Genomic DNA, 25,304 nt, shown 5'->3' on the forward strand with positions numbered 1-25,304 from the left:
ATATATTCTATTTTGTTCTTACTGTGTTTCTAAAAATAACTTTTTAGAATATTGGGCGGGCGGCACAATATCCCCAGGTTCGTTTATCAAGGATATGGGTTTATGTCGCTGGATGCCTGGATTGCCGTTGGGGTGGTGCTGACGATTTTCCCCCTCATGGCGCTGTCGCGCCTGGGCCCCGATATCATTCTATTGGGAGCCGTGGTGGTATTGATGACCCTGGGGGTCATCGACCCGCAGCAGGCGCTGGGAGGCTTCTCCAACAGCGGCCTGTTCACCGTGGCGTTCATGTACGTGCTGGTGGCCAGCATCCGTGAAACCGGCGGCATCGATTTGATCATTCGCTATGTGCTGGGCCGCCCGAGCACCGAGCGGGGCGCCCTGACCCGGCTGCTGCTGCCGGTGGCGTCGCTGAGCGGCTTTCTCAACAATACCCCGGTGGTGGCCACCTATATCCCTGCGGTGATGAGCTGGAGCCGCCGTTTGAAGTTGTCTCCCCAGCGGCTGCTGATGCCGCTGAGCTTTGCCTCCATTCTGGGCGGGACCATCACGCTGATCGGTACCAGCACCAATCTGGTGGTGCATGGGCTGCTGGTGGAGCGCTACCCGGAGCTGGCCATGGGGCTGTTCGACCTGGCCTGGGTCGGTTTGCCGGTGGCTCTGGCCGGGCTTGCGTACCTGATCGTGCTGGCCCCGCGCATCCTGCCTGCCCGTAAAGATGTCGCCAATGCCTTTGCCAACCCGAGGGAATTTACCATCGAGATGGAGGTGGACCCCACTGGTGTGCTGGTGAACCGCACCGTGGAGGAGGCGGGGCTGCGGCATCTTCAGGAGCTGTTTCTGGTCGAGATCGAGCGTGACGGTAACGTGGTCAGCGTGGTGGGGCCGGGCGAGCAGCTCAAGGGCGGTGACCGGCTGGTGTTCGTGGGCACTTCGGCGGCGGCCGTGGAGCTGCAGCAGATCCGGGGGCTGATTCCCTCCCGGGATGGCGCTTCCAGCCTGGAGAAGGAGTTCAAGGAACGACGTTTGGTAGAAGCCGTGGTCTCCAGTCAGTGCCAGTTCATTGGCCAGCGCATTCGCGACGGACGTTTTCGAACTCTGTACGGGGCGGCGGTGCTGGCGATTTGCCGCGGCGGTGAGCGGGTGACCGGCAACCTCGGGCAGGTACGTCTGCAGCCAGCGGACGTGCTGCTGCTCGAGGCTCGCCCGCCGTTCATCGAGCGCCATCGCCAGTCCAAGGATTTCCTGCTGATCAGTGAACTCAACGGTGCGGCCAGGCCGGTGCATGAAAAGGCGCCGCTGGCTTGGGCGATCCTGCTGGGGGCGGTGATGCTGGCGACCTTTGGCGTGCTCAGCATGCTCAATGCTGCCATGCTGGGCGCTGCTATGGTGCTGCTGACCGGTTGCTGCACGGTAGGCGCGGCCAAACGGGGTCTGGATACTCAGGTTCTGCTGACCATTGCGGCCTCGTTCGGCGTGGGGGCTGCGCTGCAAACCTCTGGAGCAGCCGACGTGATGGCGGGCGGTATTCTCTCTCTGGTGGCAGGTAATCCCTGGCTACTGCTGTTGGGCACCTACTGCGTGGTGGCGCTGCTCACCGAGATGGTGACCAATAACGCGGCGGCGGTGATCATCTTTCCGGTGGTGATGGCGGCGGCCGAGAGCCTGGGCGTCAATCCCATGCCCTACGTGGTGGCCGTCATGTTTGCTGCGTCGGCCAGTTTCCTGACCCCCATTGGCTACCAGACCAATCTGATGGTGCATGGCCCAGGGGGGTATCGGCTGGGGGACTTTCTGCGCGTAGGAGGTGGATTGAACCTGCTGACCGGGGCCATTGCGGTGACGTTGATTCCGTGGGTGTGGCCGTTTTAAGCGGGGAAGGACTCGCCCAACGCGTCGCTTTACGCTAGGGTGGCGCTTTTGACAGCCACCAAGGAATGCGACATGACAGCTCCAGGCGAACTGATTATCGAGCCGCAACATGGTCAACCCGCCGATGCGTGCGTGTTCATCATTCATGGACTCGGTGCCGACGGGCACGATTTCGAGCCGCTGGTGCCTGCGCTGGCCTTGCCGGAAAGCGCCCATGTGCGCTTCATCATGCCCCATGCGCCGCGCCTGCCGGTGACCATCAATGGGGGCATGGTGATGCCTGCCTGGTATGACATTCTGGCCATGGACCTGGGGCGCCGGGTCGACGAAGTGCAGCTGAAAACCTCCGCCGCGCGCATTCAGGCGCTGATTCAGGAGCAGATCGACCAAGGCATCGATAGCCAGCGCATCATCGTGGCAGGGTTCTCTCAGGGCGGCGCGGTGGCTTATCAGGCGGCTCTCTCGTTCCCCCAGCCGCTGGGCGGGTTGCTGGCGATGTCGACCTACTTTGCCACCGCCGACAGCATTGAACTTGCCGAGGCCAACCGCCATATCCCCCTTGAGGTGCATCATGGTAACTTTGACCCCATCGTGCCGGAAACGCTTGGCCGCTCTGGCGCCGAGCGCCTCAAGGCGCTCGGTTACTCGGTGAACTATCGTCAATATCCCATGGCCCACGCGCTCTGCCCGCAGCAGGTCAACGATATCGGCAGGTGGTTGAGCGAACGGCTCGCGTAGTACGGCCTCCTTTTTCGCTGGCCAATGCACAGGATAGGCGGAGGCACTTCATGATGTCGGTGGATATATTGGAAGCTGGGCTGGCGCTTTGCTTGGTGGCAGTGGCGCTTGCCTGCCTGTTGGACCGCCATCTGCGGCGGACCTGTCGGTTGTTTTTGCTGTTCACGCTGCTGATGAGCCTGGCCTGGTGGCAGTGGCAGGCGCCCTGGTTGGGGCTGATGGAGCTGGTGCTGGGTGGCGCGCTCACCGGCGGCAGCTTCTTCTATGCCCTGAAGGCATTTTCCTCGGCTCACCCGGAGGCTGCCCACTACGACCGAGTGCAGCACGGGGCCGGGCATGTCATCAGCCGTGGGCTGCTGGCGCTGGCGTGGAGCGTGATGATCGGCGCCGCGCTGCGCTACCTCTTGCCCGACATGGCCTACTCGTTGAGCGAACACCCCTTGATGCTGGCGGCGGTCGTCATGGTCTCGGCGGCCATGGGGGCTTTTGCACTGCATCGACATTGGCTGCGTCGGCTGATGGCCTTCAATGTGCTGGGGTCGGGTGTGTTTCTGCTGTTGGCAGGCATGGTGGGCCCCTTGCCCAATGCCCAGGCGCTGATTGGCGTGGGCTTGCTGATTGCCTGGCTGGGCACCCTGCTGGGCGTGCTGTTGATACGACATCTGCTGCAGCTGGAAGGGGGGTCGGCCCTGGTCGATGAGCAGCCAGCCCCCCTGGCCCCCCGTGAGGCTTCACAATGAGCTGGCGTTTTGGCTTGCATGACAGCACTTTCGAGCCGTTGTGGTCGACCCACTGGGCGCTGCTGGTCGTTCTGCTGCTACCTACCCTGATAGGCCTGCTGGGGGCCTGGTTGCGTCCCGCGCGCATGGTGCCCGTCCTGCTGGCCTGTACGCCGGTGCTGGTAGCAGGCCTGTGGATGGTCATGGATGCCCAGCAGGCGGGCGTGTTGCGCTGGCAATGGCAGCTGGCAGGGGTGGATCTGGCGCTGCGCTTCAGTGGCGTGAGCGGCTTCATGCTGCTGATAACCCAGTGGGTCGCGTTGGCTGCTGCGCTGTATACCCCTGGGCACTTGGCGCTTTCCCAGCCTGGCCCCCAGGGGCGCTGGCTGTGGCCGCTCATGGGCGTTTTGGTGAGCGCGCTGTCGTTGATCTGGATGGCGGCCGATTTGCTGACCCTCTACGCCGCTTTGGAGCTGATGGGGCTGGCCGCCGTCGGCATGCTGCTGCTGTCGGGCAAGGGCAGTGCGCTCAAGGCCGGTATGCGCTACCTGCTGCTGGCGTTGGTGGGGTCGTTGGCGTTCCTGCTGGGCATTGCTCTGCTGCTGGGGTACTGGGGGGAACTGACGCTGATGGGCCTGGCCCAAGTCGTCGAGCCAGGCCCGGTGAGCTGGGTCGCGGCGGCACTGATGGGCGCGGGGCTGGCGCTGAAGGCTGCACTGTTTCCGCTGCATGGCTGGCTGACCCCGGTGCACGAAAACGCCTGGACGCCAGTGAGCGCCCTGCACGCGGCGCTGGTCATCAAGGCCTCGCTGTTCATTCTGCTGATGGTGTGGAGCGTGCTGCTGCCCGATACCTGGCTGGCCCCGCAGCTGGTGGGCTGGCTGGGAATGGCGGCCATCCTGTGGGGCGGGCTGGTGGCATGGCGGGCAGTATCGCTGAAAACCCTGATCGCCTCGTCCACGGTGGGCCAGCTGGGCTATTTGATGGTGGCATTTCCGCTACTGCTGGGGCCGCAAGCCTCGCCACTGCCCCAGGCGCTGGCCTGGGAGGGTTTCTGGCTACAGCTGATGGGGCACTCGCTGGCCAAGGCGGCGATGTTTCTGGCGGCCGGCAATCTGCTGCTGGCCACCGGCAAGAGTGCTCTGCAAGCGCTGGCGGGCACCAGCCGCCGACTGCCGCTCTCACTGCTGACTTTCGGCATCGCCTCCATCACGCTGATGGGCCTGCCACCCAGCAGCGGTTTCACGGCCAAGTGGCTGCTGCTGCAGGCCATGGTGCTCACTCAGCAGTGGCTTGCCGTTGCAGCATTACTGGCGGGAACGCTGCTGACCGCGGCCTACGTGTTCAGGGTCTTCCGCTACTCGTTCGATGAAACCGCACCGCGCCATGACTACCAGCCGTTGGCGCCGGGCATGGATGCGGTGGCACTGGCGCTTGCCCTGGCCGCGCTGCTGCTGGGTCTGTTGGCCCACTTGCCGTTGGCCCTGCTACAAGGAGGTGGCGCATGAACGCAGCCTGGTTACCGCTGACCACACTGGCGACGTCCATGCTGGCCGCCGTGGCCATTTTTGCGCTACCCGAAGAGGCGCGGCGCTGGCGTACCGGCATCAATCTGCTGGCGGCGGTCAGCAAGCTCGTGCTGGTCGTGCTGATGGTCGGGCGCGTGGCGGAAGGCTACGAGGACACCTTCAGCTTCCAGATTGTCGAGGGCGTCGATTTCGTACTGCGCGCCGATGCGCTGGGCGTGATGTTTGCTGGCCTCTCATCGCTGCTCTGGTTGTGCACCACGGTGTATGCCATTGGCTACCTGGAGCATGCGGCCAACCGCAAGCGCTTCTTTGGCTTTTTCAGCCTCTGCGTGGCCAGCACGCTGGGCATTGCGCTCTCCGGCAACCTGTTTACCTTCCTGATTTTTTACGAAATGCTGACGCTGTCGACCTACCCGCTGGTAGTGCATTCGGGCACGGCCAAGGCGCTGGCGGCAGGGCGCGTGTATTTGCGTTACACCCTGACCGGCGGGGTCGTGCTGCTATTGGGGGTCGTGCTGCTGTATAGCCTGACAGGCGACCACTCCTTTGCCTCCGAGCGGGGACTGTCGCCTTACCTGGCCGACCACCGTGGCCTGCTGACGCTGATCTTTGCGCTGCTGGTCGGCGGCCTGGCGGTCAAGGCGGCCATGGTGCCGCTGCATGGCTGGCTGCCCAGAGCCATGGTGGCGCCTGCTCCGGTGAGTGCGCTGTTGCATGCCGTGGCGGTGGTCAAGGCGGGGGCCTTCGGCATTCTCCGCGTGATCTATGACCTCTACGGGATCGAGCTGAGCGTCGAACTGGGGGTGACCACGGCCTTGGCCATCGCGGCCTCCATCACCATCATCTACGGCTCGCTGAGGGCCATCGCTCAGCAGGAACTCAAGCCACGGCTGGCCTTCTCGACCATCAGTCAGGTGTCGTATGTGATTCTGGGGGTCAGCCTGTTTGGGCCTTTCGGCACCATCGGTGCGCTCGCCCATCTGCTCCACCAGGGGCTGATGAAGGTCACGCTGTTTTTCTGCGCGGGCAACTACGCCGAAGAGCTGGGAATTCATCGCATCGATGAGATGGACGGTGCTGGCAAACGCATGCCGCTGACCAGTCTGGCCTTTACCGTGGGGGCGCTGGGCATGATCGGGCTGCCGCCCATCGCGGGGTTCATCACCAAGTGGTACCTGGGCATTGGCGCCATTCAGGCCGAGATGTATTGGGTGGTGGCGGTGCTGGTAGCCAGCAGCACGCTGAACGCCATTTACTTTCTGCCTATCCTGCATCGGCTCTGGTTCCGGCAGGGGCCCGATCACGGGGTGGGTGCGTGGCCCAGCGAGCAGCGTCTGGGGCGCCTGGAAACCCATGGCTGGCTGTTGTGGCCAGCCGTGTTTACCGCGCTGGCCAGCCTGGGGGCCGGGCTGCTGGCAGGCTTGCCGTTTAGCCCTCTGGACTGGGCAACGCGGGTGGCGGTAGGGGAGTATCTACCATGATGACGACATTGCTGCTGGCCGTGGCCCTGCTCTGGCCGCTGTACGTGGCTGCCGGTGCGGTATGGCATGCCTACCGTACCCCGCCAGCGCAGCGGCGCTACTGTTCCTGGCTATGGGTCAGCGCCGCCTGGCCTGCGTTACTGCTGGCTTATATGGGTGAAGGCCGTTGGGTGCTGGAAGCCTGGATGCTGGGGGGCTGGTGGGAGCTGAATGCGCTCAGCCGCCCCTGGCTGGCCTTCAGCGCGCTGCTATGGAGCCTGGCAGCGCTGCATGCCCGGGGCTACTTTGCCGCCGAGGAAGCCTTGGCTCGGGGGGGCGATGACGACGCCCAGCGGCGCTTGCAGCGGTTGACGCTGTTGTGGCCCCTGGCCCTGCTGGGCAATGTCCTGCTGATCCTTGCCCAGGACATTGCCAGTTTTTACCTGGGCTTTGCGCTCATGACCTTTGCCGCCTACGCGCTGGTGGTGCATAGCGGCAGCGCCGAGGCGCGGCTGGGGGCTCGGGCCTACCTGATTCTCGCCGTGCTGGGCGAAGGGCTGATTCTGGGGGGGCTGCTATGGGCGGCTGGCTCCATCGACACCTTGACCCTGGAGGGCGTTCGCGAGGCCATTGCCCGCTCGGAGCACGGTGCCTGGATGGCACTGCTGCTATGGCTGGGGTTTGGCGTCAAGGCCGGGGTGGTGGGGCTGCATGTGTGGCTTCCGCTGGCCCACCCGGTCGCCCCTGCGCCTGCCAGCGCGGTGCTTAGCGGCGCCATGATCAAGGCCGGGCTATTGGGCTGGCTGAACGTGCTGCCCCTGGGCGAGTCGGGCCTGGCGCCTGAATTGGTACTGCTGGGCCAGGCCATGATGGCGCTGGGGCTGGCCGCCGCGTTCGGGGCTGCCCTGTATGGTGTGTGGCAGCGTCACCCCAAGGCCGTACTGGCCTATTCGAGTATCAGCCAGATGGGCATGCTGACGGCGCTGGTAGGCACCGGGTTGACGGTGCCTCAGGCGTGGCTACTGCTGCTGCCCGGACTGGTGCTGTTTGCGGCCCATCATGCGCTGGCCAAAGGGGCGCTGTTCATGGGAACCAGCATCAGCGAACACATGCCCCGCTGGCGTGTACCGCTGCTGTTTGCGCTGATGGCGCTGCCGGGCGTATCGCTGACAGGTGCCCTGGCAGCTGGGCTGGTCAGCAAGTGGGGAGTCAAATCGGTGCTTTACGATACCCAACTGACCACGCTGGTGCTATTGCTGACCTGGGCAGCCGTGGGCACCTCGCTGCTGGTGAGCGTGTGCCTGTGGCGGCAGTGGCAGCTGCGCAAGAGCGGTGGCAGCCACCCCATGCAGTGGGGCGCCTGGTTGGCCGCCGTGGTGGCCGCGCTGGCCACCCCGCTGTGGCTGCCGCTGTACGGTTCCGAGGTGCCGCCGTTGGCCGAGTGGGCCGGTATCGTCTGGCCTTTCCCGGTGGGTCTGTTGGCGTTGGTGGTAGCGCTTTCCCTGCGCCAGCGTGTGAAAGTTTCTCCACCGCCAGCGGGCGATCTATGGTGGCTGTACGCGCCGCTGGCAGGCTATGCCCTGCAGGGCTGTCAGCGCTTCAGTGATGCGCTGGGGCGCGTCAAAGCTGCGTCGGTGGCGCACAGCCTGGCTTTCGAGCGAACGGTCATGCAACTGCTCAGGCACAGCCTGCGTGCAGAGCCCTGGCTGCGCCAGCACGGCAGCGGGCTGATGATGGCCATGGCCGTGCTGCTGGCGCTACTGTTGATGTGGGAGGGACGGGCATGAGCAAGCCACAGGCGGGGTCGCAAGCGTACCAGGCAGACCGAGGGCGCCAGGCCGTGACGCCGGATGACATACCCCGGCTAGGCTGGCTGGATATCGGCTGGCGCGTGTTGAGGGCGGCCCGCCGAGACCGGGTGACCATGTACGCTGCCTGCGTGGCGTTCTACGCCTTGCTGGCGCTGTTCCCCACCATAGCCGCCGTGATTTCCATCTGGGGGCTGCTGTTCGACCCGGTAGAAGCAGGGCGCCAGCTTTATGAAATCAGCCGTTTCATGCCGTCCGATGCGGCCAACCTGATCGATCAGCAGGCCCAGGACGTGGTGGAAAGTGCCCAGCGTGGCAACGTCATGGCCGCCCTGGCTGGGTTGATGGTGGCCATGTACATCGCTTCCAAAGGGGTGTCGGCGCTGGTGGTGGGCCTCAACGTGGTTTACGGCGAGCGTGAGAAGCGGCCCGCACTGTTGCGCCTGGTCGTGCTGGTGGCGCTGACGTTCGGGCTCATCGGCATGACCCTGGTGTCGCTGGGGTTCATTGCCGTGGTGCCCATGCTGGTGGAATGGCTGATGGTGGAGCCTCCCTTTGACAAGCTGTTGCAGTGGCTGCGCTGGCCAGCGCTGCTGGTGCTGATGAGCCTGCTGATTGCGCTGTTGTATCGCTTTGCACCGTACCGCCGAGCGGCCAAGTGGCGCTGGCTGAGCTACGGCACGCTGCTGGCCACCGCCACCTGGCTGCTGGGGTCTGGGGGGTTGTCGCTTTACGTGCGCTACTTCTCCTCTTTCAGCGAGCTTTACGGTTCACTGGGCGCCGTGGTGGCGCTGATGCTGTGGTTCTGGATGTCGGCTTTCGTGGTGCTGCTGGGGGCCGAAATCAACTGTGAAATGGAGCGCCAGACCTACCAGGACACCACCACAGGCGAGCCGCGCCCGCTGGGTGACAGAGACGCCTTTGCCGCGGATACGGTGGGCGTGAAGACCCCTTGGCAGGATCGCGACTCGCAGGATTGAGCAGCGGCGACCGCCCAGCCAGGCTGTGCGGTCGTGGGTTGGATGGTAGGACGACGACGTCAGTGGCTGTTCAAAGCAGTTCCTCTGCTGCCAGTGCCAGCCGTGAGCGCTCGACGCTTTTCAGCGTTATGTGACCTGCATGGGGCCAATCCCGGAACCGCTCCACCACGGCGGCCATGCCGCAGGTGTTGGCGGTCAGATAAGGAGTGTCGATCTGCCCCACGTTGCCGAGGCAGACGATCTTGGTGTTGCGTCCTGCCCGTGTCACCAGCGACTTGAGCTGTTTGGGCGTGAAGTTTTGCGCCTCGTCGATGATCAGAAACGTATCGTTGAGCGTGCGCCCGCGCATGAAGCTGGGCGAGCGGATCTGCACCCGCGAGCCGATCAACTGCCGCGTGGCACCGTTGTCCCAGCTCGACTCTCCCTCTTCGTTGCGTAGCAGGTTATCCATGTTGTCATGGAAGGCCCCCATCCACGGCGACATCTTTTCCTCTTCCGTGCCCGGCAGAAAGCCGATGTCTTCGCCCATGGGAATGGGGGCTCGAGTGAACACGATGCGTTCGAAGCGTTTGCTGTCCAGGGTCTGCTGAAACGCGGCGGCCAGGGTCATGAAGGTTTTACCGGTGCCCGCATTACCGGCAATGGTCACCAGGTCGATCTCGGGGTCCATGAGCAGGTTCAGGGTAAAGTTCTGGCGGCTGTCATGGGCGTGTACCCCCCAGACGCCCGCGTGGTGGCGGTAGTTGGTAAGCAGCTGCAAGCGGGCAGAGGAGGGCGATAGCTCCCGAACGATGGCTTCGAATTCCGCGCCGTTTTCGCTATCCGACACCAGCATGCCGACATGCCAGTCCCTGGGCATGGTGCCGCTGAGCTGGTAGAAAGTGTGGTGCGCGACGCGCTCGACATTGACCTCCACGTTGAGACTTTCCCAAAGCGAGGCACCGCCCAGGCCCGCGGCCTCGTACACCTTGGCCCCTTCGATCATCGCATCGCTGTCGGAGAAGGCGCGGTCGTTGAGGTAGTCCTCGACGGGTACTTTCAGCGCGGCAGCCTTGACGCGAAGATTGATGTCCTTGGTGATCAGAATCACCGAGGCATCCGGGCGCTCGTCACGCAGGCGGCAGGTCTCTGCCAGGATGCGGTTGTCGGGACTGTCATCCAGCGCGTCGAACGGCTTCAGGTCGTTGTAGCACAAAAAGTGCAGCCGACCGGACTCCCCGCTGATACGTGGAATGGGGATGCCTTTCTGGATTTCATCGAAGGTGACCTGATTGGTCAGGTCGGACAGGGTGCGGCTGATCTGGCGAGCGGTGCGGGCAATTTCACGGATGCCGTTCTTGTGCTTGTCCAGCTCTTCAAGCACGGTCATGGGGATGACCACATCGTGCTCATCGAAATGATAGAGCGCGGCGGGGTCGTGAATCAGGACGTTGGTATCCAGCACATACAGCCTGGTGGCTTTCTTATCGAGTCGTACCATCGCGGAAACTACTCCTTGGTTGACGGCAATACCGACACTGGCAGATGCTCTTTACGCTTGGATGACACTTACCTGTGCCGCTTCGCTAGCGTGTCCTGCTCCTCCTTGTTAAGTACTTGCTTATAGCGTGGAAGGCTTTGGCCATTTTCGCTACCGCGATATTTCAACGTAGTCATTGATCCCTGTGGTGATGACGTTCGAGGCCTAGCGAGTCGCGCTCAGAAAACGCGTAACGCTGGTCAATAGCGCGGTGGCTACCACGCCAAGGCTTTCGCCCTCCACGTAGCGGTAGTAGTGGCTCTCCAGCGCCAGGTCATGATTGAGCGCGCAGAGCTGGCCGTTGGCCAATGCTCCTTTGACCAGCGGGTAGGGCAGGAGTGCCCAGCCGGTGCCGTTGATCGCCGCATCACGGATCACCTCGAACATCGTCAACCCCAGGTAGTTGGTCGAAAACAGCGCTTCGCTGACCAGCCTGTCGCCTTGGTCGAAAGTCAGGCACACCTGCGTGTACTGGGCCAGATCATCTCGGGTGACGCTGGGCAGGCGGCTGAGCGGGTGATCGGGAGCGGCCACCAGGCTCATGCTGACCGGTGCCAGATGATTGGCCTTCACCGTGGTGCCCTCGGCGGTATACAGGCCGAAAGCGATGTCCACGGTTTGGCGCACCACGAACTGTGGGTGCTCTTGCGGGGGCAGCAGGTACACCGAAATGGCGGTCAGCGGGTAGCGCTGCTTCAGTTCGTGCATGACCTGACGCCAGAAGGCTTCTGGCAGCGCATCGTCGCGGGCAATGCACAGTTGGCTCTCGACGCCTTGCAAATGCTGCTGGCAATGCTTCTTGATCCGGCTGGCACTGGTCAGCAGGCGGTAGCAGTCCGGCAACACGCTTTCGCCCACCGCCGTGAGCTGCAGGCTGTTGCCCGAGCGTTCGAACAGCGCCACTCCCAGGCTATCTTCCAGGGCGTTCACGGCCGCACTGAGCGTGCTGCGTTTCATGCCGGTATGCCGAGCCGCCGCCGCAAAGGAGCCGTGTTCGGTCACTTCGATAAACGCTTCCACCTGTTCTGCGCGCATGATGTTGCCTTCCTGGGTGCCAATAATATTGGCGCTGAGCGATTGGTTTAACGTGGCTGGTCTCCCTATGATACCTCGCGCTATACCTACTTTTCATGGAGCAATTCGCGTGACCCCCTTCATCGCAGAGCGCCGTGCGCTCAGATTTTCCGCCATTTCTGCCAGTCTGTTCGCGTTTACCGGCCTGGCGCTCGGCTTGGCCAGTGGATCGATCACGATACTCTTCGATAGCGGCTATTCGCTATTAAGTTTAGTGCTGGCCTCGCTGTCGCTGTTTGCCCTTCAGCAGGCGCGCAAGCCCGCTGATGATCACTACCCCTTTGGGCGGCTGACGGTAGAGCCGTTGGCAGTGCTGCTCAAAGGTGTGGTGATTGCCCTGGTCTGCCTGTTTTCTCTGGTCTCGGCGCTGTGGAGCCTGGCTCAGGGAGGCCGCCTGGTGACCCTGGACCTGGCTCTGATCTTTGGTGTGGTCAACGTCACGGGGTGTCTTGTGACGTGGTGGTGGCTGGCGCGCCATGCGCGGGTTGCCAAGTCTTCGCTATTGAATGCCGAGCTTCGTCAGTGGCAGATGGATACCTGGCTGAGTGCCGCCGTGATGCTGGGGTTCGTGCTGACCTGGGGGCTGACGTTGACGCCCTGGGCGCATCTGGCACGGTTCGCCGACCCGGTCATGGTGCTGATTATCGCGGGCTATTTCTTGCCCATGCCGATTCGCATGGTCAAGGATGCCTTGCGTGAACTGATGTTCGGTGAGCCCGTGGGCAGCGTGCGTCAGGAGGTGATTCAGGAAGTGGCGGATTTCGATATTGCCGACGACGATGTGCGCCTGGCCCAGGTGGGCAGTTTCCTGATGGTGGATATCCAACTGGACAAGCAGCAGATCGATGATGCCGAAGAGATCGTGGAAAGCGTCGAGCAGCACTGCAAGCAGCGTAATTTGCGCCCGGTCATGAGCATTACACTGGTGACCTGAGCCCGCATCAAAAAAGATTGACGGTGGCGCTGGGCGAGTGGTATCTAGCGCTACCGACAACTGGTGTCGGTTTATCACTGCTTGTGAGGGTTGTAAAAACATGCCATTGCGCCGCTGTTTGCCCGTACTGCTGGCTACCGTCCTGGTGGCTGGCTGTGCCAGTAATACCGTTGCCCCCCGTTACACCACGGATAACCCGGACGTCATTCGTATCGGTGGTGAGCGCCCCGTCAGCGCTGACCCGCGCACGGAAGATGCCGGCTCCTACTGCCTGGAAACCACCGAGCGCTGGAACGAGCATGGCCGCACGCCGGATGGCCAGACGCTATGGGCCAAGGATACCCTGCGTCGCGTGGTGCCTTGCCCCTGAGCGAAGGCACCTAAAGCCTCGCGCCAGCCTTCGTGCTGGCGCGGTACTCACGCTTCGCGCTTTTGTGGTTTCCCCTTGCGTGGCGTGCCCGCCATCTCTTCCAGCTCGGCTTCACTCATGTCGTCGTACATCTCTTTCGATGCGCCATAGAGCTCACCGGGTTTGCTTTCCCCGCGCTTAGCGGAAAGGGCAGCGCCCGCCGCCTTTTGCTGTGCTTTTGAGGTGGCCTTCATGGTCAGACTCCTTTCTGTCGGTTGACTTCCAAAGCATTGACACGCTATTAAGTTTGGCAGTAGACGATGAGATGTCCACCGCCACGTTCAACTCACGAGACCTCCATGACCCCGGCCATCAATAGTGCACGGCAAGCAGGCATTGCCTTTCAGGTACACGACTATCCACATGATGCAGCGGCCACGTCCTATGGCCTGGAAGCCGCCGAAAAGCTGGGTGTTTCACCGGCACAAGTGTTCAAGACGCTGGTGGTCAGCCTGGATGGCAAGCAGCTGGCCGTGGGGATCGTACCGGTCGATTGCCAGCTGGGGCTGAAGCAGATTGCCAAGGCCGCAGGGGCCAAGAAGGCGGCGATGGCAGCGCCTGAAGCAGTGGAGCGCAGCACCGGTTACGTGCTGGGCGGCGTCAGCCCGCTGGGCCAGAAAAAGCGTTTGCCCACCTTCATCGATGCCTCTGCAAAGGCGTGGCCCACGCTGTATGTCAGTGCCGGGCGCCGCGGGCTGGAGATCGAGCTCTCCCCCGATGACCTGGCGGCCTTGAGCCATGGGCAATTCGCGGCGCTCTCCGCCTGACGCCATGCCAAGGGCGGCCTGCTCCCAGTCAGGCAGGGCAGGGCGCTTTCTGGTATGGTGCTTCACATTATCGAATTGCTGGGCCTCATGCCCCTTCAGGAATTTCTTGTGTCAGATACCTCTTTTGCATCTCTTGCGCTGTCGCCTGCGCTGCTTGCCACGCTGGACTCCCTTGGCTATCACCAGATGACGCCGGTTCAGGCGCAGAGCCTGCCGCCCATGCTGGCGGGCCGCGACGTGATGGCCCAGGCCAAGACCGGCTCGGGCAAGACCGCCGCGTTTGGTCTGGCGCTGCTCTCTCAGCTCCGAGTGGAAGCGTTCAGCGTGCAGGGGCTGGTGCTGTGCCCGACCCGAGAGCTGGCAGACCAGGTAGCCGAAGAGCTGCGCCGTCTGGCGCGCGGCATGGCCAACGTGAAAGTGCTGACGCTGTGTGGCGGCGCGGCCTTTGGCCCGCAACTGGCCTCCCTGGAGCACGGTGCGCATATCGTGGTGGGCACGCCGGGGCGCATTGACGAGCACTTGCGCAGAGGCTCGCTGACGCTGGGGTCTTTGACGACCCTGGTGCTGGACGAAGCCGACCGCATGCTCGATATGGGCTTTCAAGCCACCATCGACGACATCATTGCCGACACGCCTGCCGACCGCCAGACGCTGCTGTTCAGCGCCACCTTCCCGGACGAGCAGTCGACCGAAGGCCTGGCCATCATGACACGGGGTGTCATGCGCGACCCGGTCAGCGTCAAGGTGGAGGAGACCCACGATGCCACCACCATCGAGCAGCACTTCTACGCCGTGGCCAACGACGACGCACGCTTTGCGGCGCTGAAACAGCTGCTGCTGGCCACGCGCCCGACCACCAGCGTGGTGTTCTGCAACACCAAGCGCGAAACCCAGGCGGTGGCCGACAGTCTGGTCGATGCGGGTTTCAGTGCGGTGGCCCTGCACGGCGACCTGGAGCAGAAGGATCGTGATCGGCTGCTGGTGCTGTTCGCCAACCAGAGTGCCTCGATTCTGGTTGCCACGGACGTGGCCGCCCGTGGGCTGGACATCGCCCAGCTGGATGCCGTCTTCAACTACCAGATCGCCCGCGAGCTGGAGGTTCATGTACACCGGGTCGGGCGCACCGGGCGTGCCGGTGCCAGCGGTATCGCCTGCACGCTGGTGACCCCGCAGGAGCAGTATCGCCTCGAACGCCTTGCAGAGCTGCTGGGCGAGCCGCTGACCCCCGAGCCGCTGCCCAAGGCGTCCGACAGCACTCCGTTCGAGCCACCCATGGCCACGCTACAGCTGGCAGGTGGCAAAAAGGACAAGCTGCGCCCCGGCGACATTCTGGGCGCCTTGACCAGTGAAGGCGGCCTGCGGGGTGATCAGGTGGGCAAGATCAAGGTACTGGCCCGCAGCGCTTACGTGGCGGTGGAGCGCGGTGCCGTTCAACGCGCCCAGGCCAAGCTGGAGCGGGATAAACTCAAGGGGCGTGCTTTCCGAGTGCGCCGCATTCGTCACTAACAGGATCAGCGCAGCAAGCCATGAAAACACCCAAACGATTACAGCCCCTGGTCGACGATGGCCTGATCGATGAGGTGCTGATGCAGTTGATGAGCGGCAAGGAAGCGCAGGTGTACGTCGTACGCTGTGGTGACGAGACGCGCTGCGCCAAGGTCTTCAAGGAGGCCAAGCAGCGCAGCTTCAAGCAGGCGGTGCAGTATCAGGAAGGGCGCAAGGAGCGCAACAGCCGCCGCGCTCGGGCCATGGCCAAGAAGACCCGCTACGGCCAGAAAGAGCAGGAGCAGGCGTGGCTCACCGCCGAGGTGGACGCGCTGTATCGGCTGGCCGCTGCCGACGTGCGCGTTCCCAAGCCCTATGGCTTCGTGGATGGCGTGCTGCTGATGGAGATGATCAGCGATGCGGCAGGCGACGTGGCCCCGCGCCTTGACGATGTCACCCTGACCCACGAGCAGGCGCTGCGCTATCATGCCAAAGTGATCCAGGACGTGGTGCGTATGCTGTGTGCCGGTCTCATCCACGGCGATTTATCCGAGTTCAACGTGCTGGTGGATGCCGACGGCCCGGTCATCATCGACCTGCCCCAGGCGGTGGATGCCGCAGGTAACAACAGCGCCGCCGCCATGCTCGAGCGCGACGTCAACAACATGCGCGCCTATTTTGGCCGCTTTGCCCCGGAGCTGCTGGACACCCACTACGGCAAGGAGATGTGGGCGCTCTATGAGTCCGGCGAGCTGCACCCCGAAAGCCAGCTGACCGGCCACTTCGAGTTCGACAGCCACATTGCCAACGTGGCAGAGCTGATGGAAGTCATCGACGACGCCAAGGAAGAGGAAGCCGAACGCCTGGCGCGACTGCGCGGCGATGACGACGAAGACTAGCCGCCGATATCGTGTACACTAGGCTATCCCTTAGCAGGGTAATGATATGCCGCCATGCCGATAGGCTCGTCGGCCGAAAATGCGTGGTCGGGTAGGCAATTGCTCAGGAGGAGGGGCGCGTGAAGGGAAGTCGTTTCAGTGCAGCAAGTGCCAGAGCGCTGGCCGTGTCGCTGGGTGTCGGCGCCCTGGGCGGCCTGCTGTTTCAACTGCTGAACCTTCCCCTGGCCTGGATGCTGGGCCCGCTGGTGGCCAATCTGCTGGCCTCCGCCAAGGGCGCCAGCGTTGCAGTGCCCGAGCCGCTGCGCAACGTGTTCCTGGCCGTCATGGGGCTGGTGCTGGGCAGCCAGGTAACGCCGGAGCTGGCACATCGTGTGCTGGACTGGCCGCTGTCGGCGGCGCTGCTGCTGCTCGGGGTGGCCGCCTCCACGGCGGTGGCCTCGGCCTGGTACCGGCGCTGCGGGTTCGACCCGGTGAGCGCCTGGTTTGGTGCCGCCCCCGGCGCCATGACGGCAATGATTCTGCTGGGCGAAAAGTGTGGTGGTGACCCTCAGCGCATCGCCGTCGCCCAGTCGCTGCGCATTATTCTGGTCATTCTCTTCCTGCCACCGCTGTTCTGGGCCTTTGAAGGGGGCGAGGGCTCGTTGGGGCCAGCCGCTTCGTCGCTGGAACACGGCTGGATGTTGCTGACCATTCCCCTGCTGATACCGCTGGGCCGCTGGCTGCGCATTCCCAGCTCGGCGCTGCTGACCCCCTTGCTCATGGCGGCCCTGCTGTCGGGGCTTGACCTGGCCAGCCTGGCGCTGCCCCAGTGGGGCATGAACCTGATGCTGTGGGTACTGGGCAGTGCCATTGGCTCGCGTTTCCAGGGCATGACCCGCCGGTTGCTGGGCCGTTACCTGTGGCAATCGGGCGTGGCGACCCTGCTGGCCCTGATGGCCCTGGCGGTATTCGCCGAACTCATTCATCGCACCGTAGGGGTGGGCCGAGATGTGGCGCTGCTGGCGCTGGCCCCTGGTGGCATCGGTGAAATGGCGATTCTGGCCGTTGCCCTGGATATCGACCCGGTCTTCGTGGCCTTTCATCACCTGCTGCGCATGATTACCCTGATGGTGTTCGCGCCGTTCTGGGCGCGCTGGCTGCTGAGCCGCCGCCGAGCGCACTGACAGACGCCATTCGGCTCTCTTCAAAGGCTTCTTCGTCAAGGACTTCCCATGTTGTCACGCCTGCTGTTGCCGCTGTTCCAGTTTTTTGAACGCCGCGTAAACCCCTACCCGGAAGGTGAGGTGTCGACGCCTCCTAAAGGGTTGCTGCCGTTTATCTGGCACTTTTCGCGGCCAGTCTGGCCCTGGCTGCTGCTGATGTCGCTGATGACTGCCGTGGTGTCCGCCGCCGAGGTGATGTTCTTCAGCTATATGGGCGAGCTGGTGGATTGGCTCGGCCGGGTCGAGCGGGCCGACTTCTGGGCGCAGCACGGGCTGTGGCTGGCGGGTGTCGGGCTGGCGGTAGTGGTCGGGCTGCCCCTGCTGGTGCTGGGCCAGTCGCTGATCACCCACCAGAGCATTTTTGGCAATTACCCGATGATTGGCCGCTGGCTCTCGCATCGCCATATGCTGAGCCAGAGCCTGGCGTTCTATCAGGACGAGTTTGCCGGGCGCGTGTCGCAGAAAGTGATGCAAACGGCGCTGGCCGTGCGGGAGACCGTCACCAAGGTCATGGACCTGATGGTCTACGCCATCGTCTACTTTACCGGCGCGGCGATTCTGCTGGGGCGGGCCGACCCCTGGCTGCTGCTGCCGCTGGGTGTCTGGCTGGTGGGCTATCTGGGCATCATGCGCTACTTCGTGCCCCGGCTGCGGGACGTTTCCATGGCCCAGGCGGATGCCCGTGCGCAGATGACCGGCCGGGTCGTCGATAGTTATAGCAACATTCAGACCATCAAGCTGTTTGCCGACACCCAGCGCGAAGAGCGCTACGCCAAGGATGCCATGGAAGGCTTCATGATCACCGTACACCGTCAGATGCGGCTGGTCACGGTGATGAGTGTCTGCCTGACGCTGCTCAATACGCTGCTGCTGGTCGGCACTGCCGGCATGGCCATTGCGGCCTGGTTCCTGGAGGCGATCTCGCTGGGGGTATTGGCCATTGCCATTGCGCTGGTGATGCGTATCCGCTTCATGTCGGACTGGATTCTCTGGGAGGTCGCCGGGCTGTTCGAGAATATCGGTACGGTGCAGGATGGCATGAACACCATCGCCCAGCAGCCGACGGTCAAGGATGCTCCCGACGCCAAGGCGCTGAGCGTGCCCAAAGGCGAAATCGTCTTCGATGCCCTGCGCTTTCAGTATGCCCAGGCCAAGGGGCAGAGCCGACACGTGTTCGACGGGCTGAGCCTGACCATTCGACCCGGCGAGAAGATCGGCCTGATTGGCCGCTCTGGGGCGGGTAAGTCGACCCTGGCGAACCTGCTGCTGCGTTTTTACGACTTGCAGGGAGGGCGCATTCTGATCGACGGCCAGAACATTGCCGAGGTCACCCAAACGTCGCTGCGCCACCAGATCGGCATGGTCACCCAGGACACGTCGCTGCTGCACCGCTCGCTGCGCGACAACATTCGCTACGGCAGCCCCCAGGCCAGCGACGACGATGTGTGGCAGGCGGTGTGCCGCGCCCATGCCGATACGTTCGTTCATGATCTGGTCGACCCGCAGGGGCGCCGGGGCCTGGATGCCCATGTGGGCGAGCGGGGCGTCAAGCTCTCCGGGGGCCAGCGTCAGCGCATCGCCATTGCTCGGGTACTGCTCAAGAATGCGCCTATTCTGGTGCTGGACGAAGCCACCTCGGCGCTGGACTCCGAAGTGGAGGCCGCCATTCAGGAGCAGCTGGATGCCCTGATGGAAGGCAAGACCGTCATCGCCATTGCCCATCGGCTTTCGACCATTGCCATGCTGGATCGCTTGATCGTGGTGGATGAAGGCCGCCTGGTAGAAAGCGGCACCCATCAGGAACTGCTGGCCCGCAACGGTATTTACGCCGGCCTGTGGCAGCGCCAGTCGGGCGGTTTTTTGGGCAATGACCTTGATTCTGAACAGGCGACCCCCATGTAGCCGTAGAGAGTCAATTACTAGACCGGTCGCCTATTTCTGGCGCATGCAAAGGAGATAGTGATGCAAGCCATACAGCTACGTGCCCCCGGTGGGCTGGACCACCTCGATGTCGTCGACCTCGCTGCTCCCGGCGAGCCCGGCCCCGGCGAGATCAAGGTGCGCCTGCACGCCAGCTCGCTGAACTTCCATGACTATGCCGTGGTGGCGGGAATGATCCCTGCCGCTGATGGCCGTATCCCCATGTCGGATGGGGCCGGGGTCGTGGAGGCCGTGGGCGAGGGAGTAGAGGAGTTTGCCGTCGGTGATGCAGTGGTCTCGACGTTTTTCCCCGATTGGCTGGAAGGCCCCGCTCGGGTAGGCGATTTTGCCACCACACCCGGCGACGGCGTCGATGGCTATGCCCGTGAGCAGGTGGTGCGCCCGGCCAACTGGTTCACCCACCAGCCGAAGGGCTACAGCCATGCCGAGTCCGCTACGCTGACCACGGCGGGGTTGACCGCCTGGCGTTCACTGGTGGTAGACGGCGGGCTGAAAGCGGGCGATAGCGTGCTGGTGCTGGGCACCGGGGGCGTCTCCATCTTTGCTCTGCAGTTTGCCAGGCTGATGGGCGCCCGGGTCATCGCTACCTCGTCGTCCGATGCCAAGCTGGAGCGCCTGCGTGAACTGGGCGCCGAGCACACCATCAACTACCGTGACACGCCTGAGTGGGGCAAGCGTGTGCTAGAGTTGACCCACGGTGAAGGGGTCGATCACGTAGTGGAAGTCGGTGGGCCGGGCACCTTGCCGCAATCCATAGACGCAGTGAAAATCGGCGGGCACATTTCGCTGATCGGCGTGCTGACCGGCCGTGAAGGCGAGGTGCCCACGGCAAAGCTGATGGCCAAGCAGGCACGTTTGCAGGGGCTGATCGTGGGCAGCCGCCGTCATCAGATGGAGATGATCAAGGCCATCGAGGCGGCCAATCTGAAGCCGGTGATCGACCGGGAGTTTGCGCTGGCCGATATCGCGGACGCGTTTCGTCATCAGGAGTCTGGCAAGCACTTCGGTAAAATCTGCCTCAGCTATTGATCGGGTGACCGTTTGATCGAAGGTAAAGTGATCGAACCCGAGCAGATCGAGCCCGTAGCAGATAGCTATATGCACAACGCCCGCCATGATGGCGGGCGTTGGTGGCGGGCGCTGTTGTTGCCTGCCCTGCGAAAAGGGAATGGCGCTTGACGGGCTCACTAAGCCTTGCGGCTGAACACCACGCCCTTGACCTCCAGCTCCCAGATATCATCGTAGGGCACGGTAACACCGTTCATGTCACCGGGGTCGCCGGTACTGTTCTTGATGATGGTTTCCGGGATCACTTTGACCCCCGTCATTCCCACGTGCTGTATGCGCGCGCTGAACCGATTACCTTCCTGTTCGATCAGCACTCGCTCCCCAGCAATGCACTTCGCAAGCTTCTCGTGTAGCTCTTCCCTGGTGACGTCAACCACGCTCATCGTTGCCTCCTGCGCATCGCTCATCAATGTATTGGCCTTATCCTAACGACTTTATTCTAGACGATAAGTTCGGCTATCTGCGTGGTCGTACGTGGGGCATGCTAATCTTGATCTACTTTACCGGCGCGAGGCGCGATATGGATCAAGGCCCGACGAATGCAGCGCCAGCTCCGTGGGAAGTAGTGGAACTGGAAGCCTTTCAAACACCGCAGCATACCCAGGCCAGCCAGTGGAAGCGCAGTTGGCGCGTGGCCACTGCCTGGATGCTGGGAAACCGTGCCGACAGGCGTCAGGCGGCACTGGAGAGCGAGCTGCGCGCCTTGCCGGAAGTGAAACTCGCCCACTGGGCGCCTCCGGTGGATTGGACGCCTGCCGCGATGAGCTTGCATCGGGCGCTGGCCGCCTATCAAGAGGCACCGCTGGTGCTGTTCGTGTCGCCTCCCCACGGTGGGCATGCGGATATCGTTGGCCACTGGGCGGGACAGCACGGCATCGAGTGCCTGGAGGTGCCTACCTTTGCCGAGCGCATGGCTGGAGAGCTGGCGTGGGTAACGGCGGCTGCCCCGGCAAAGCGCTGGGCCATTCCGGCGTTGGAGCGGCATTTCCTGCGTCATGCCTACGGTTTGCAGGGCGTGCGCGCGCTGGTGGAGCGTGCCCAGAGCGGGCGGCTGGGGCAGGGCGTGTTGGGGTGTGATAGCTGGAGCTACGCCTTTCTGAAGCAGGCCGTCGGGCTGGAAGGGGTTCCCGTGTTGACGCTGCAAGGGCTTGAAGGCGCACAGCTGGCGGACTATTTTTCCCAGGCTGCAGGCCAGTGCCCGCCCGTTTACAGCACCCGTACACGACAGCCCGTGCTGGAGGACTCCCCCAAACAAAAGGGCGTGTTCAAGGAGCTCCAGCAGTTGGCGGCCCATAGTCGCGGCCACCTGGGAATTGCCTGGCACTATTGGCGTGAGCGCCTGCGTGAACCGGCCGAGGACGCCCGCGCTCACACGGGCAACCGTTCCGATCATGGCGAAACATCGCTATGGCTGCTGGATACGCTGGCGGATGCGGAGCTCCCCGCTGACACCGGCGATCTGGCCACCCTGCTGCTGCACACCCTGTTGATCCATGGGGGGCTGGAGGATCAGGCGTTGGCCCACGTGCTGCCTTTCTCGGAACACGAGATAGTGAGCGTTCGGTTCGCGCTGGCCAGTCGCGGCATGCTGCACTGCCATCAGGGGCGGTGGCAGGTGGCACCCTTGAGCTACGCCAGCGTTCGGCAACTGCTGGAATCGAGACACTACCTGGTAGACCCGCTTTAGGAGCCCCCATGGACGATCACGAACAGTATGCCCGCCTGTTTAACGAGCTGGACAGCGAAGCCTTCATCACGCTGGGGCTGCTGCTGGCAGGTGCCATCGTGCTGATCATTGCCAGCCAGCGGGGGCTCAACTGGCTGGCCAATCGGTTGCATGGCCCGATCAGGTTTCGAGTCTTTGCGCTGGTGCCGCTGACGCGTCTGCTGATCCTGATCACGGCCTTGGCCATTGCGGTGCCCATCGTCATCGAGCCCTCTTTACGCAACATGGTGACGCTGTTGGGGGCCATAGGCCTGGCCATCGGTTTTGCCCTGAAGGAGTATGTCAGCAGCCTGATTGCGGGCGTGGTCTCTGCCGTCGAGCTGCCCTATCGGCCCGGAGACTGGGTCAATATCGAAGGCACCTACGGAGAGGTCAAGCATGTGGGGATGCGTACGGTAGAGATTCAAACGCCGGACGATGATCTGGTGGCCGTGCCGCACTTGAAGCTTTGGGATTCGGCCATCTACAACGCCAACAATGGCGGCGCCAGCCTCCAGTGTGTGGCCAGCTTCTACCTGCACCCCGAGCACGAAGGCGGCTGGGTGCGCCAGGCGCTGCGCGACGTGGCGTTGACCAGCGCCTACCTGACGTTCGACAAGCCCATCATCGTCGTGGCCGAGGAGAAACCCTGGGGAACGCACTATCGCATCCGTGCTTATCCCGTCGACCCGCGTCAGCAGTTCCTGTTCGTGACCGATTTGACGGTACGCGGCAAGGCGATTCTGAGCGATGCCGGTATTCGTCCCGCGCTACTGCCCCCTGAGATGCTGATGGATGCCCAGGGCGCGGGGCGGACATGAAGGCGCAGGGCGAGAGGCTCTACATCGGCTGGGACGTGGGCGGCTGGAATTGCGACCATAACCCGGCCAGCCGAGATGCGCTGGTGGTACTGGATGCGTCACTGACCCTGGTAGGAGCGCCCTGGCGGGGCAATCTGCGCGAGACGCTCAATGACGCCGCCTCGCCTGGTGATCTGGTCGCCCGCCTGTTGGGGCTCTGCCAGCACGTGGCGGACGGTGGTGAACGGGTCTTCATGGCGGTGGATACACCGCTGGCGCTGCCGCAGGCACTGCTGGCCCTGGCCAGAGGGGAAGCCGTCGCGGCACTGGGCCGCTCTCAGGAAAATCCCTATCTTTACCGACACACCGAGCGTTGGCTGTTCGAACGTGGCGTCACGCCGCTGTCGCCCATCAAGGACATGATTGGCAGCCAGGCCACCAAAGGCATGCACGTGCTGGCGCGCTTTGCGCCGCATAGCGTGGCGTGCGGTCAGTGGCAGAGCGAGCAGGGGGAGCTGACTGTCGTGGAGGGGTATCCATCCCCCGCCAAACGCTCCGAGGGCTTTGCCGCTTTGCGCCAGCGCTGCGTGATCCCGGCCCAATGGCAGGCGGTGCTGCACCAGCCCACCCCCCGCCAGCAGGACATGCACGATGCATGGCAGTGTGCGTTGCTGGCCTGGGCACTGGAGCATGCGCCCCAGCAGGTTGCCTGGCCGCCAGCGGAGATGCCGACGGCCGAAGGGTGGATTTTCGTTCCTGGTGATGCGCTGAAGGGCTAGCCGCTCAGGCGTTCTCTTCCGGCAGTTCGGCGCTGTGGAAGACGTTCTGCACGTCGTCCAGCTCGTTGAGCATGTTCAGCAGCTTTTCGAACATGGCGACGTCGTCACCTTCCACCGGCGTGGTGTTCTGCGGCAGGAACTGGATTTCATCCACTTCGAAGTCGATCTCGCCAAAGGCGTCCAGCAGTGCCTGCTTGGCCTTGGCGTAATCGGTGTTCGGAGCAAATACAGTGATGCGACCATCTTCCTGCTCGATGTCGGTGACGTCCACGTCGGCTTCCATCAACGCTTCCAGCACGGCTTCTTCATCGCCACCGGTAAACGAGAAGATCGCGCAGTGATCGAACATGTGGCTCACACTGCCCGGCGTGCCGATCTTGCTCTTGGTCTTGGTAAAGCAGCCGCGCACATCGCCAAAGGTGCGGTTGGGGTTGTCGGTGAGGCAGTCGACGATGACCATGGCATTGCCGGGGCCGAAGCCCTCGTAACGAGCGGACGAGAAGTCCTCGCCTCCGGCACCGCTGGCCTTGTCGAGGGCCTTGTCGATGACGTGGGACGGTACCTGATCTTTCTTGGCACGCTCCATCAGGCCGCGCAGCGCAAGGTTGCCATTGGGGTCGGTGCCCCCTGCCTTGGCGCAGACGTAGATTTCACGCCCGTACTTGCTGTACACCTTGGTTTTCGCAGCGGCCGTCTTGGCCATGGATTCCTTACGGTTCTGAAACGCCCTACCCATATTGAAGTCCTTTATTAACCATGAACTGCCTGCACGGCAGGCGTCATTGATCGGCGTTGCCGAACGTTCTGAAAAAGGAAAATTTTACCCAACAGCGTACCATGCTAACAGCGTTATTTAAGGCCGTATTCAAGGCCGGGGGAGGATTCCACGATGCGCGGCCCAGGCAGCCACCCGCCTGCGCTTGAGCTGGCGTATACTGGTGCGCTGATCAATCGCTGGACTCATGGAGAAACGCATGCCGCTGACGCTCTGGTTATCGCTGGCCGCCATCTGTGCCATGGGGGCCATGTCCCCGGGGCCAAGCCTCGCGCTGGTACTGCGCCACACCCTGGGGGGCGGGCGGCTGCCCGGCGTGACCGCGGCGGTGTTCCATGCCCTGGGCGTGGGTTTTTATGCCCTGTTGACCGTGCTGGGGCTGGGCGCGCTGGTAGTACGCCATCCCGAGGTCTTTCAGCTGATCACCTGGGGTGGGGCCGCCTACCTGGCGTGGCTGGGGGTCAAGGCCTTGCGGGCCGGGCGCGCCAGCTCGCTGGCAGCCAATGCGGTGGTCACCACGCCAGGCCAGGCGGCCCGAGAAGCGGTGCTGGTGGCTCTGGGCAATCCCAAGCTGATCATCTTTTTCGTGGCCCTGCTCAGTCAGTTCGTGACGCCGGACATGAGCCCGTTGGCCAAGGGCATCATCGTGGCCACGGCGATGGTCATCGATGGCGGCTGGTACGTGCTGGTGGCCGTGGGGCTGTCGCACTCGCGGGTGCTGCCCTGGCTGCAGCGCCACGCCCACTGGGTCAACCGTGTTACCGGTGTGCTGCTGATCGCGCTGGCGCTGAGGGTCGTGGCGGGGCCACTGCTATAAGCAGCCATGGTGGAAAATTCGCGC

The 25,304-nt window shown here is 63.4% G+C and carries 25 protein-coding genes; 20 read left to right on the top strand and 5 right to left on the bottom strand.

Going from position 1 to position 25,304, the window contains the following annotated elements:
- The first annotated feature begins 102 nt into the window (after positions 1 to 102).
- From IE091_RS01470 to IE091_RS01500, 7 genes are all read left to right on the top strand, one after another.
- On the top strand, positions 103 to 1,872 hold the full coding sequence (locus IE091_RS01470; protein WP_189462627.1) for an SLC13 family permease: 1,770 nt from the start codon (positions 103 to 105) through the stop codon (positions 1,870 to 1,872).
- 72 nt (positions 1,873 to 1,944) lie between these two features.
- A complete protein-coding gene (locus IE091_RS01475) occupies positions 1,945 to 2,610 on the top strand; it encodes an alpha/beta hydrolase (protein WP_039175719.1) in 666 nt (221 codons plus the stop codon).
- 50 nt (positions 2,611 to 2,660) lie between these two features.
- A complete protein-coding gene (locus tag IE091_RS01480; RefSeq protein ID WP_189462628.1) occupies positions 2,661 to 3,350 on the top strand; it encodes a Na(+)/H(+) antiporter subunit B in 690 nt (229 codons plus the stop codon).
- Complete coding sequence (locus IE091_RS01485; protein ID WP_189462629.1) at positions 3,347 to 4,837, top strand: complex I subunit 5 family protein; 1,491 nt, start codon at positions 3,347 to 3,349, stop codon at positions 4,835 to 4,837. The genes IE091_RS01480 and IE091_RS01485 overlap by 4 nt, the downstream gene beginning before the upstream one ends.
- Complete coding sequence (locus tag IE091_RS01490) at positions 4,834 to 6,339, top strand: complex I subunit 5 family protein (protein ID WP_189462630.1); 1,506 nt, start codon at positions 4,834 to 4,836, stop codon at positions 6,337 to 6,339. Before IE091_RS01485 ends, IE091_RS01490 begins: the two co-directional genes overlap by 4 nt.
- Positions 6,336 to 8,105, top strand: coding sequence for a proton-conducting transporter transmembrane domain-containing protein (locus IE091_RS01495; RefSeq protein ID WP_229800662.1), 1,770 nt, complete (start codon positions 6,336 to 6,338; stop codon positions 8,103 to 8,105). Before IE091_RS01490 ends, IE091_RS01495 begins: the two co-directional genes overlap by 4 nt.
- A complete protein-coding gene (locus IE091_RS01500; RefSeq protein ID WP_189462631.1) occupies positions 8,102 to 9,106 on the top strand; it encodes a YihY/virulence factor BrkB family protein in 1,005 nt (334 codons plus the stop codon). Before IE091_RS01495 ends, IE091_RS01500 begins: the two co-directional genes overlap by 4 nt.
- A 70-nt stretch (positions 9,107 to 9,176) precedes the next feature.
- Here IE091_RS01500 and IE091_RS01505 read toward each other — a convergent pair whose 3' ends face one another.
- Entirely contained in the window at positions 9,177 to 10,586 is a 1,410-nt protein-coding gene (locus tag IE091_RS01505; RefSeq protein ID WP_039175727.1) for a PhoH family protein, read from the bottom strand.
- A gap of 204 nt (positions 10,587 to 10,790) precedes the next feature.
- Positions 10,791 to 11,660 (bottom strand): LysR family transcriptional regulator, encoded by an 870-nt coding sequence (locus tag IE091_RS01510; RefSeq protein ID WP_189462632.1) that lies wholly within the window; start codon positions 11,658 to 11,660, stop codon positions 10,791 to 10,793.
- A gap of 109 nt (positions 11,661 to 11,769) precedes the next feature.
- On the opposite strand from IE091_RS01510, the gene IE091_RS01515 reads away from it, so the two are divergent.
- Positions 11,770 to 12,633: a cation diffusion facilitator family transporter gene (locus IE091_RS01515; RefSeq protein ID WP_039175731.1), complete on the top strand. Its 864-nt coding sequence runs from the start codon at positions 11,770 to 11,772 to the stop codon at positions 12,631 to 12,633.
- Between the two features lie 100 nt (positions 12,634 to 12,733).
- Positions 12,734 to 13,003, top strand: coding sequence for a hypothetical protein (locus IE091_RS01520; protein ID WP_189462633.1), 270 nt, complete (start codon positions 12,734 to 12,736; stop codon positions 13,001 to 13,003).
- A 47-nt stretch (positions 13,004 to 13,050) separates the two neighbouring features.
- Here the strand turns inward: IE091_RS01520 and IE091_RS01525 are convergent, their stop codons facing one another.
- The gene (locus IE091_RS01525) at positions 13,051 to 13,236 is read right to left on the bottom strand and encodes a DUF3008 family protein (RefSeq protein ID WP_016916392.1); all 186 of its coding nucleotides are present in this window, start codon (positions 13,234 to 13,236) and stop codon (positions 13,051 to 13,053) included.
- Between the two features lie 105 nt (positions 13,237 to 13,341).
- On the opposite strand from IE091_RS01525, the gene ybaK reads away from it, so the two are divergent.
- The 7 genes from ybaK to IE091_RS01560 all read left to right on the top strand — a co-directional run bounded on the left by ybaK (position 13,342) and on the right by IE091_RS01560 (position 20,515).
- The gene (ybaK, locus tag IE091_RS01530; protein WP_039175734.1) at positions 13,342 to 13,809 is read left to right on the top strand and encodes a Cys-tRNA(Pro) deacylase; all 468 of its coding nucleotides are present in this window, start codon (positions 13,342 to 13,344) and stop codon (positions 13,807 to 13,809) included.
- Positions 13,810 to 13,917: 108 nt separating this feature from the next.
- Positions 13,918 to 15,315, top strand: coding sequence for an ATP-dependent RNA helicase DbpA (gene dbpA / locus IE091_RS01535; protein WP_039176079.1), 1,398 nt, complete (start codon positions 13,918 to 13,920; stop codon positions 15,313 to 15,315).
- A gap of 20 nt (positions 15,316 to 15,335) precedes the next feature.
- Positions 15,336 to 16,193 (top strand): PA4780 family RIO1-like protein kinase, encoded by an 858-nt coding sequence (locus IE091_RS01540; RefSeq protein WP_189462635.1) that lies wholly within the window; start codon positions 15,336 to 15,338, stop codon positions 16,191 to 16,193.
- A gap of 119 nt (positions 16,194 to 16,312) precedes the next feature.
- Positions 16,313 to 17,356 (top strand): AbrB family transcriptional regulator, encoded by a 1,044-nt coding sequence (locus tag IE091_RS01545; RefSeq protein WP_039175737.1) that lies wholly within the window; start codon positions 16,313 to 16,315, stop codon positions 17,354 to 17,356.
- A 48-nt stretch (positions 17,357 to 17,404) separates the two neighbouring features.
- Entirely contained in the window at positions 17,405 to 19,297 is a 1,893-nt protein-coding gene (locus tag IE091_RS01550; RefSeq protein WP_039175739.1) for an ABC transporter ATP-binding protein, read from the top strand.
- Between the two features lie 60 nt (positions 19,298 to 19,357).
- Positions 19,358 to 20,365 (top strand): zinc-dependent alcohol dehydrogenase family protein, encoded by a 1,008-nt coding sequence (locus IE091_RS01555; RefSeq protein ID WP_016916398.1) that lies wholly within the window; start codon positions 19,358 to 19,360, stop codon positions 20,363 to 20,365.
- Between the two features lie 12 nt (positions 20,366 to 20,377).
- Complete coding sequence (locus tag IE091_RS01560) at positions 20,378 to 20,515, top strand: hypothetical protein (protein WP_189462636.1); 138 nt, start codon at positions 20,378 to 20,380, stop codon at positions 20,513 to 20,515.
- Positions 20,516 to 20,523: 8 nt separating this feature from the next.
- Here the strand turns inward: IE091_RS01560 and IE091_RS01565 are convergent, their stop codons facing one another.
- Positions 20,524 to 20,787, bottom strand: a complete 264-nt coding sequence (locus IE091_RS01565; protein ID WP_039175741.1) for a hypothetical protein — start codon at positions 20,785 to 20,787, stop codon at positions 20,524 to 20,526.
- 137 nt (positions 20,788 to 20,924) lie between these two features.
- Between IE091_RS01565 and IE091_RS01570 the strand changes: the two genes are divergently transcribed.
- From IE091_RS01570 to IE091_RS01580, 3 genes are read left to right on the top strand one after another with little or no spacing between them, the layout of a single operon-like run.
- Entirely contained in the window at positions 20,925 to 22,091 is a 1,167-nt protein-coding gene (locus IE091_RS01570; protein ID WP_039175743.1) for a hypothetical protein, read from the top strand.
- Positions 22,092 to 22,099: 8 nt separating this feature from the next.
- A complete protein-coding gene (locus IE091_RS01575; protein WP_039175745.1) occupies positions 22,100 to 22,930 on the top strand; it encodes a mechanosensitive ion channel family protein in 831 nt (276 codons plus the stop codon).
- Positions 22,927 to 23,688, top strand: a complete 762-nt coding sequence (locus tag IE091_RS01580) for a hypothetical protein (RefSeq protein WP_039175746.1) — start codon at positions 22,927 to 22,929, stop codon at positions 23,686 to 23,688. The genes IE091_RS01575 and IE091_RS01580 overlap by 4 nt, the downstream gene beginning before the upstream one ends.
- Positions 23,689 to 23,692: 4 nt before the next feature.
- On the opposite strand, the gene IE091_RS01585 is transcribed toward IE091_RS01580, so the two are convergent.
- Positions 23,693 to 24,424: a YebC/PmpR family DNA-binding transcriptional regulator gene (locus IE091_RS01585; protein ID WP_039175748.1), complete on the bottom strand. Its 732-nt coding sequence runs from the start codon at positions 24,422 to 24,424 to the stop codon at positions 23,693 to 23,695.
- Positions 24,425 to 24,662: 238 nt separating this feature from the next.
- Between IE091_RS01585 and IE091_RS01590 the strand changes: the two genes are divergently transcribed.
- The gene (locus IE091_RS01590; RefSeq protein WP_096921310.1) at positions 24,663 to 25,280 is read left to right on the top strand and encodes a LysE family translocator; all 618 of its coding nucleotides are present in this window, start codon (positions 24,663 to 24,665) and stop codon (positions 25,278 to 25,280) included.
- Positions 25,281 to 25,304: the final 24 nt, after the last annotated feature.

The sequence above is a fragment of the Vreelandella hamiltonii genome, assembly GCF_014651775.1.
GTDB lineage: Bacteria > Pseudomonadota > Gammaproteobacteria > Pseudomonadales > Halomonadaceae > Vreelandella > Vreelandella hamiltonii.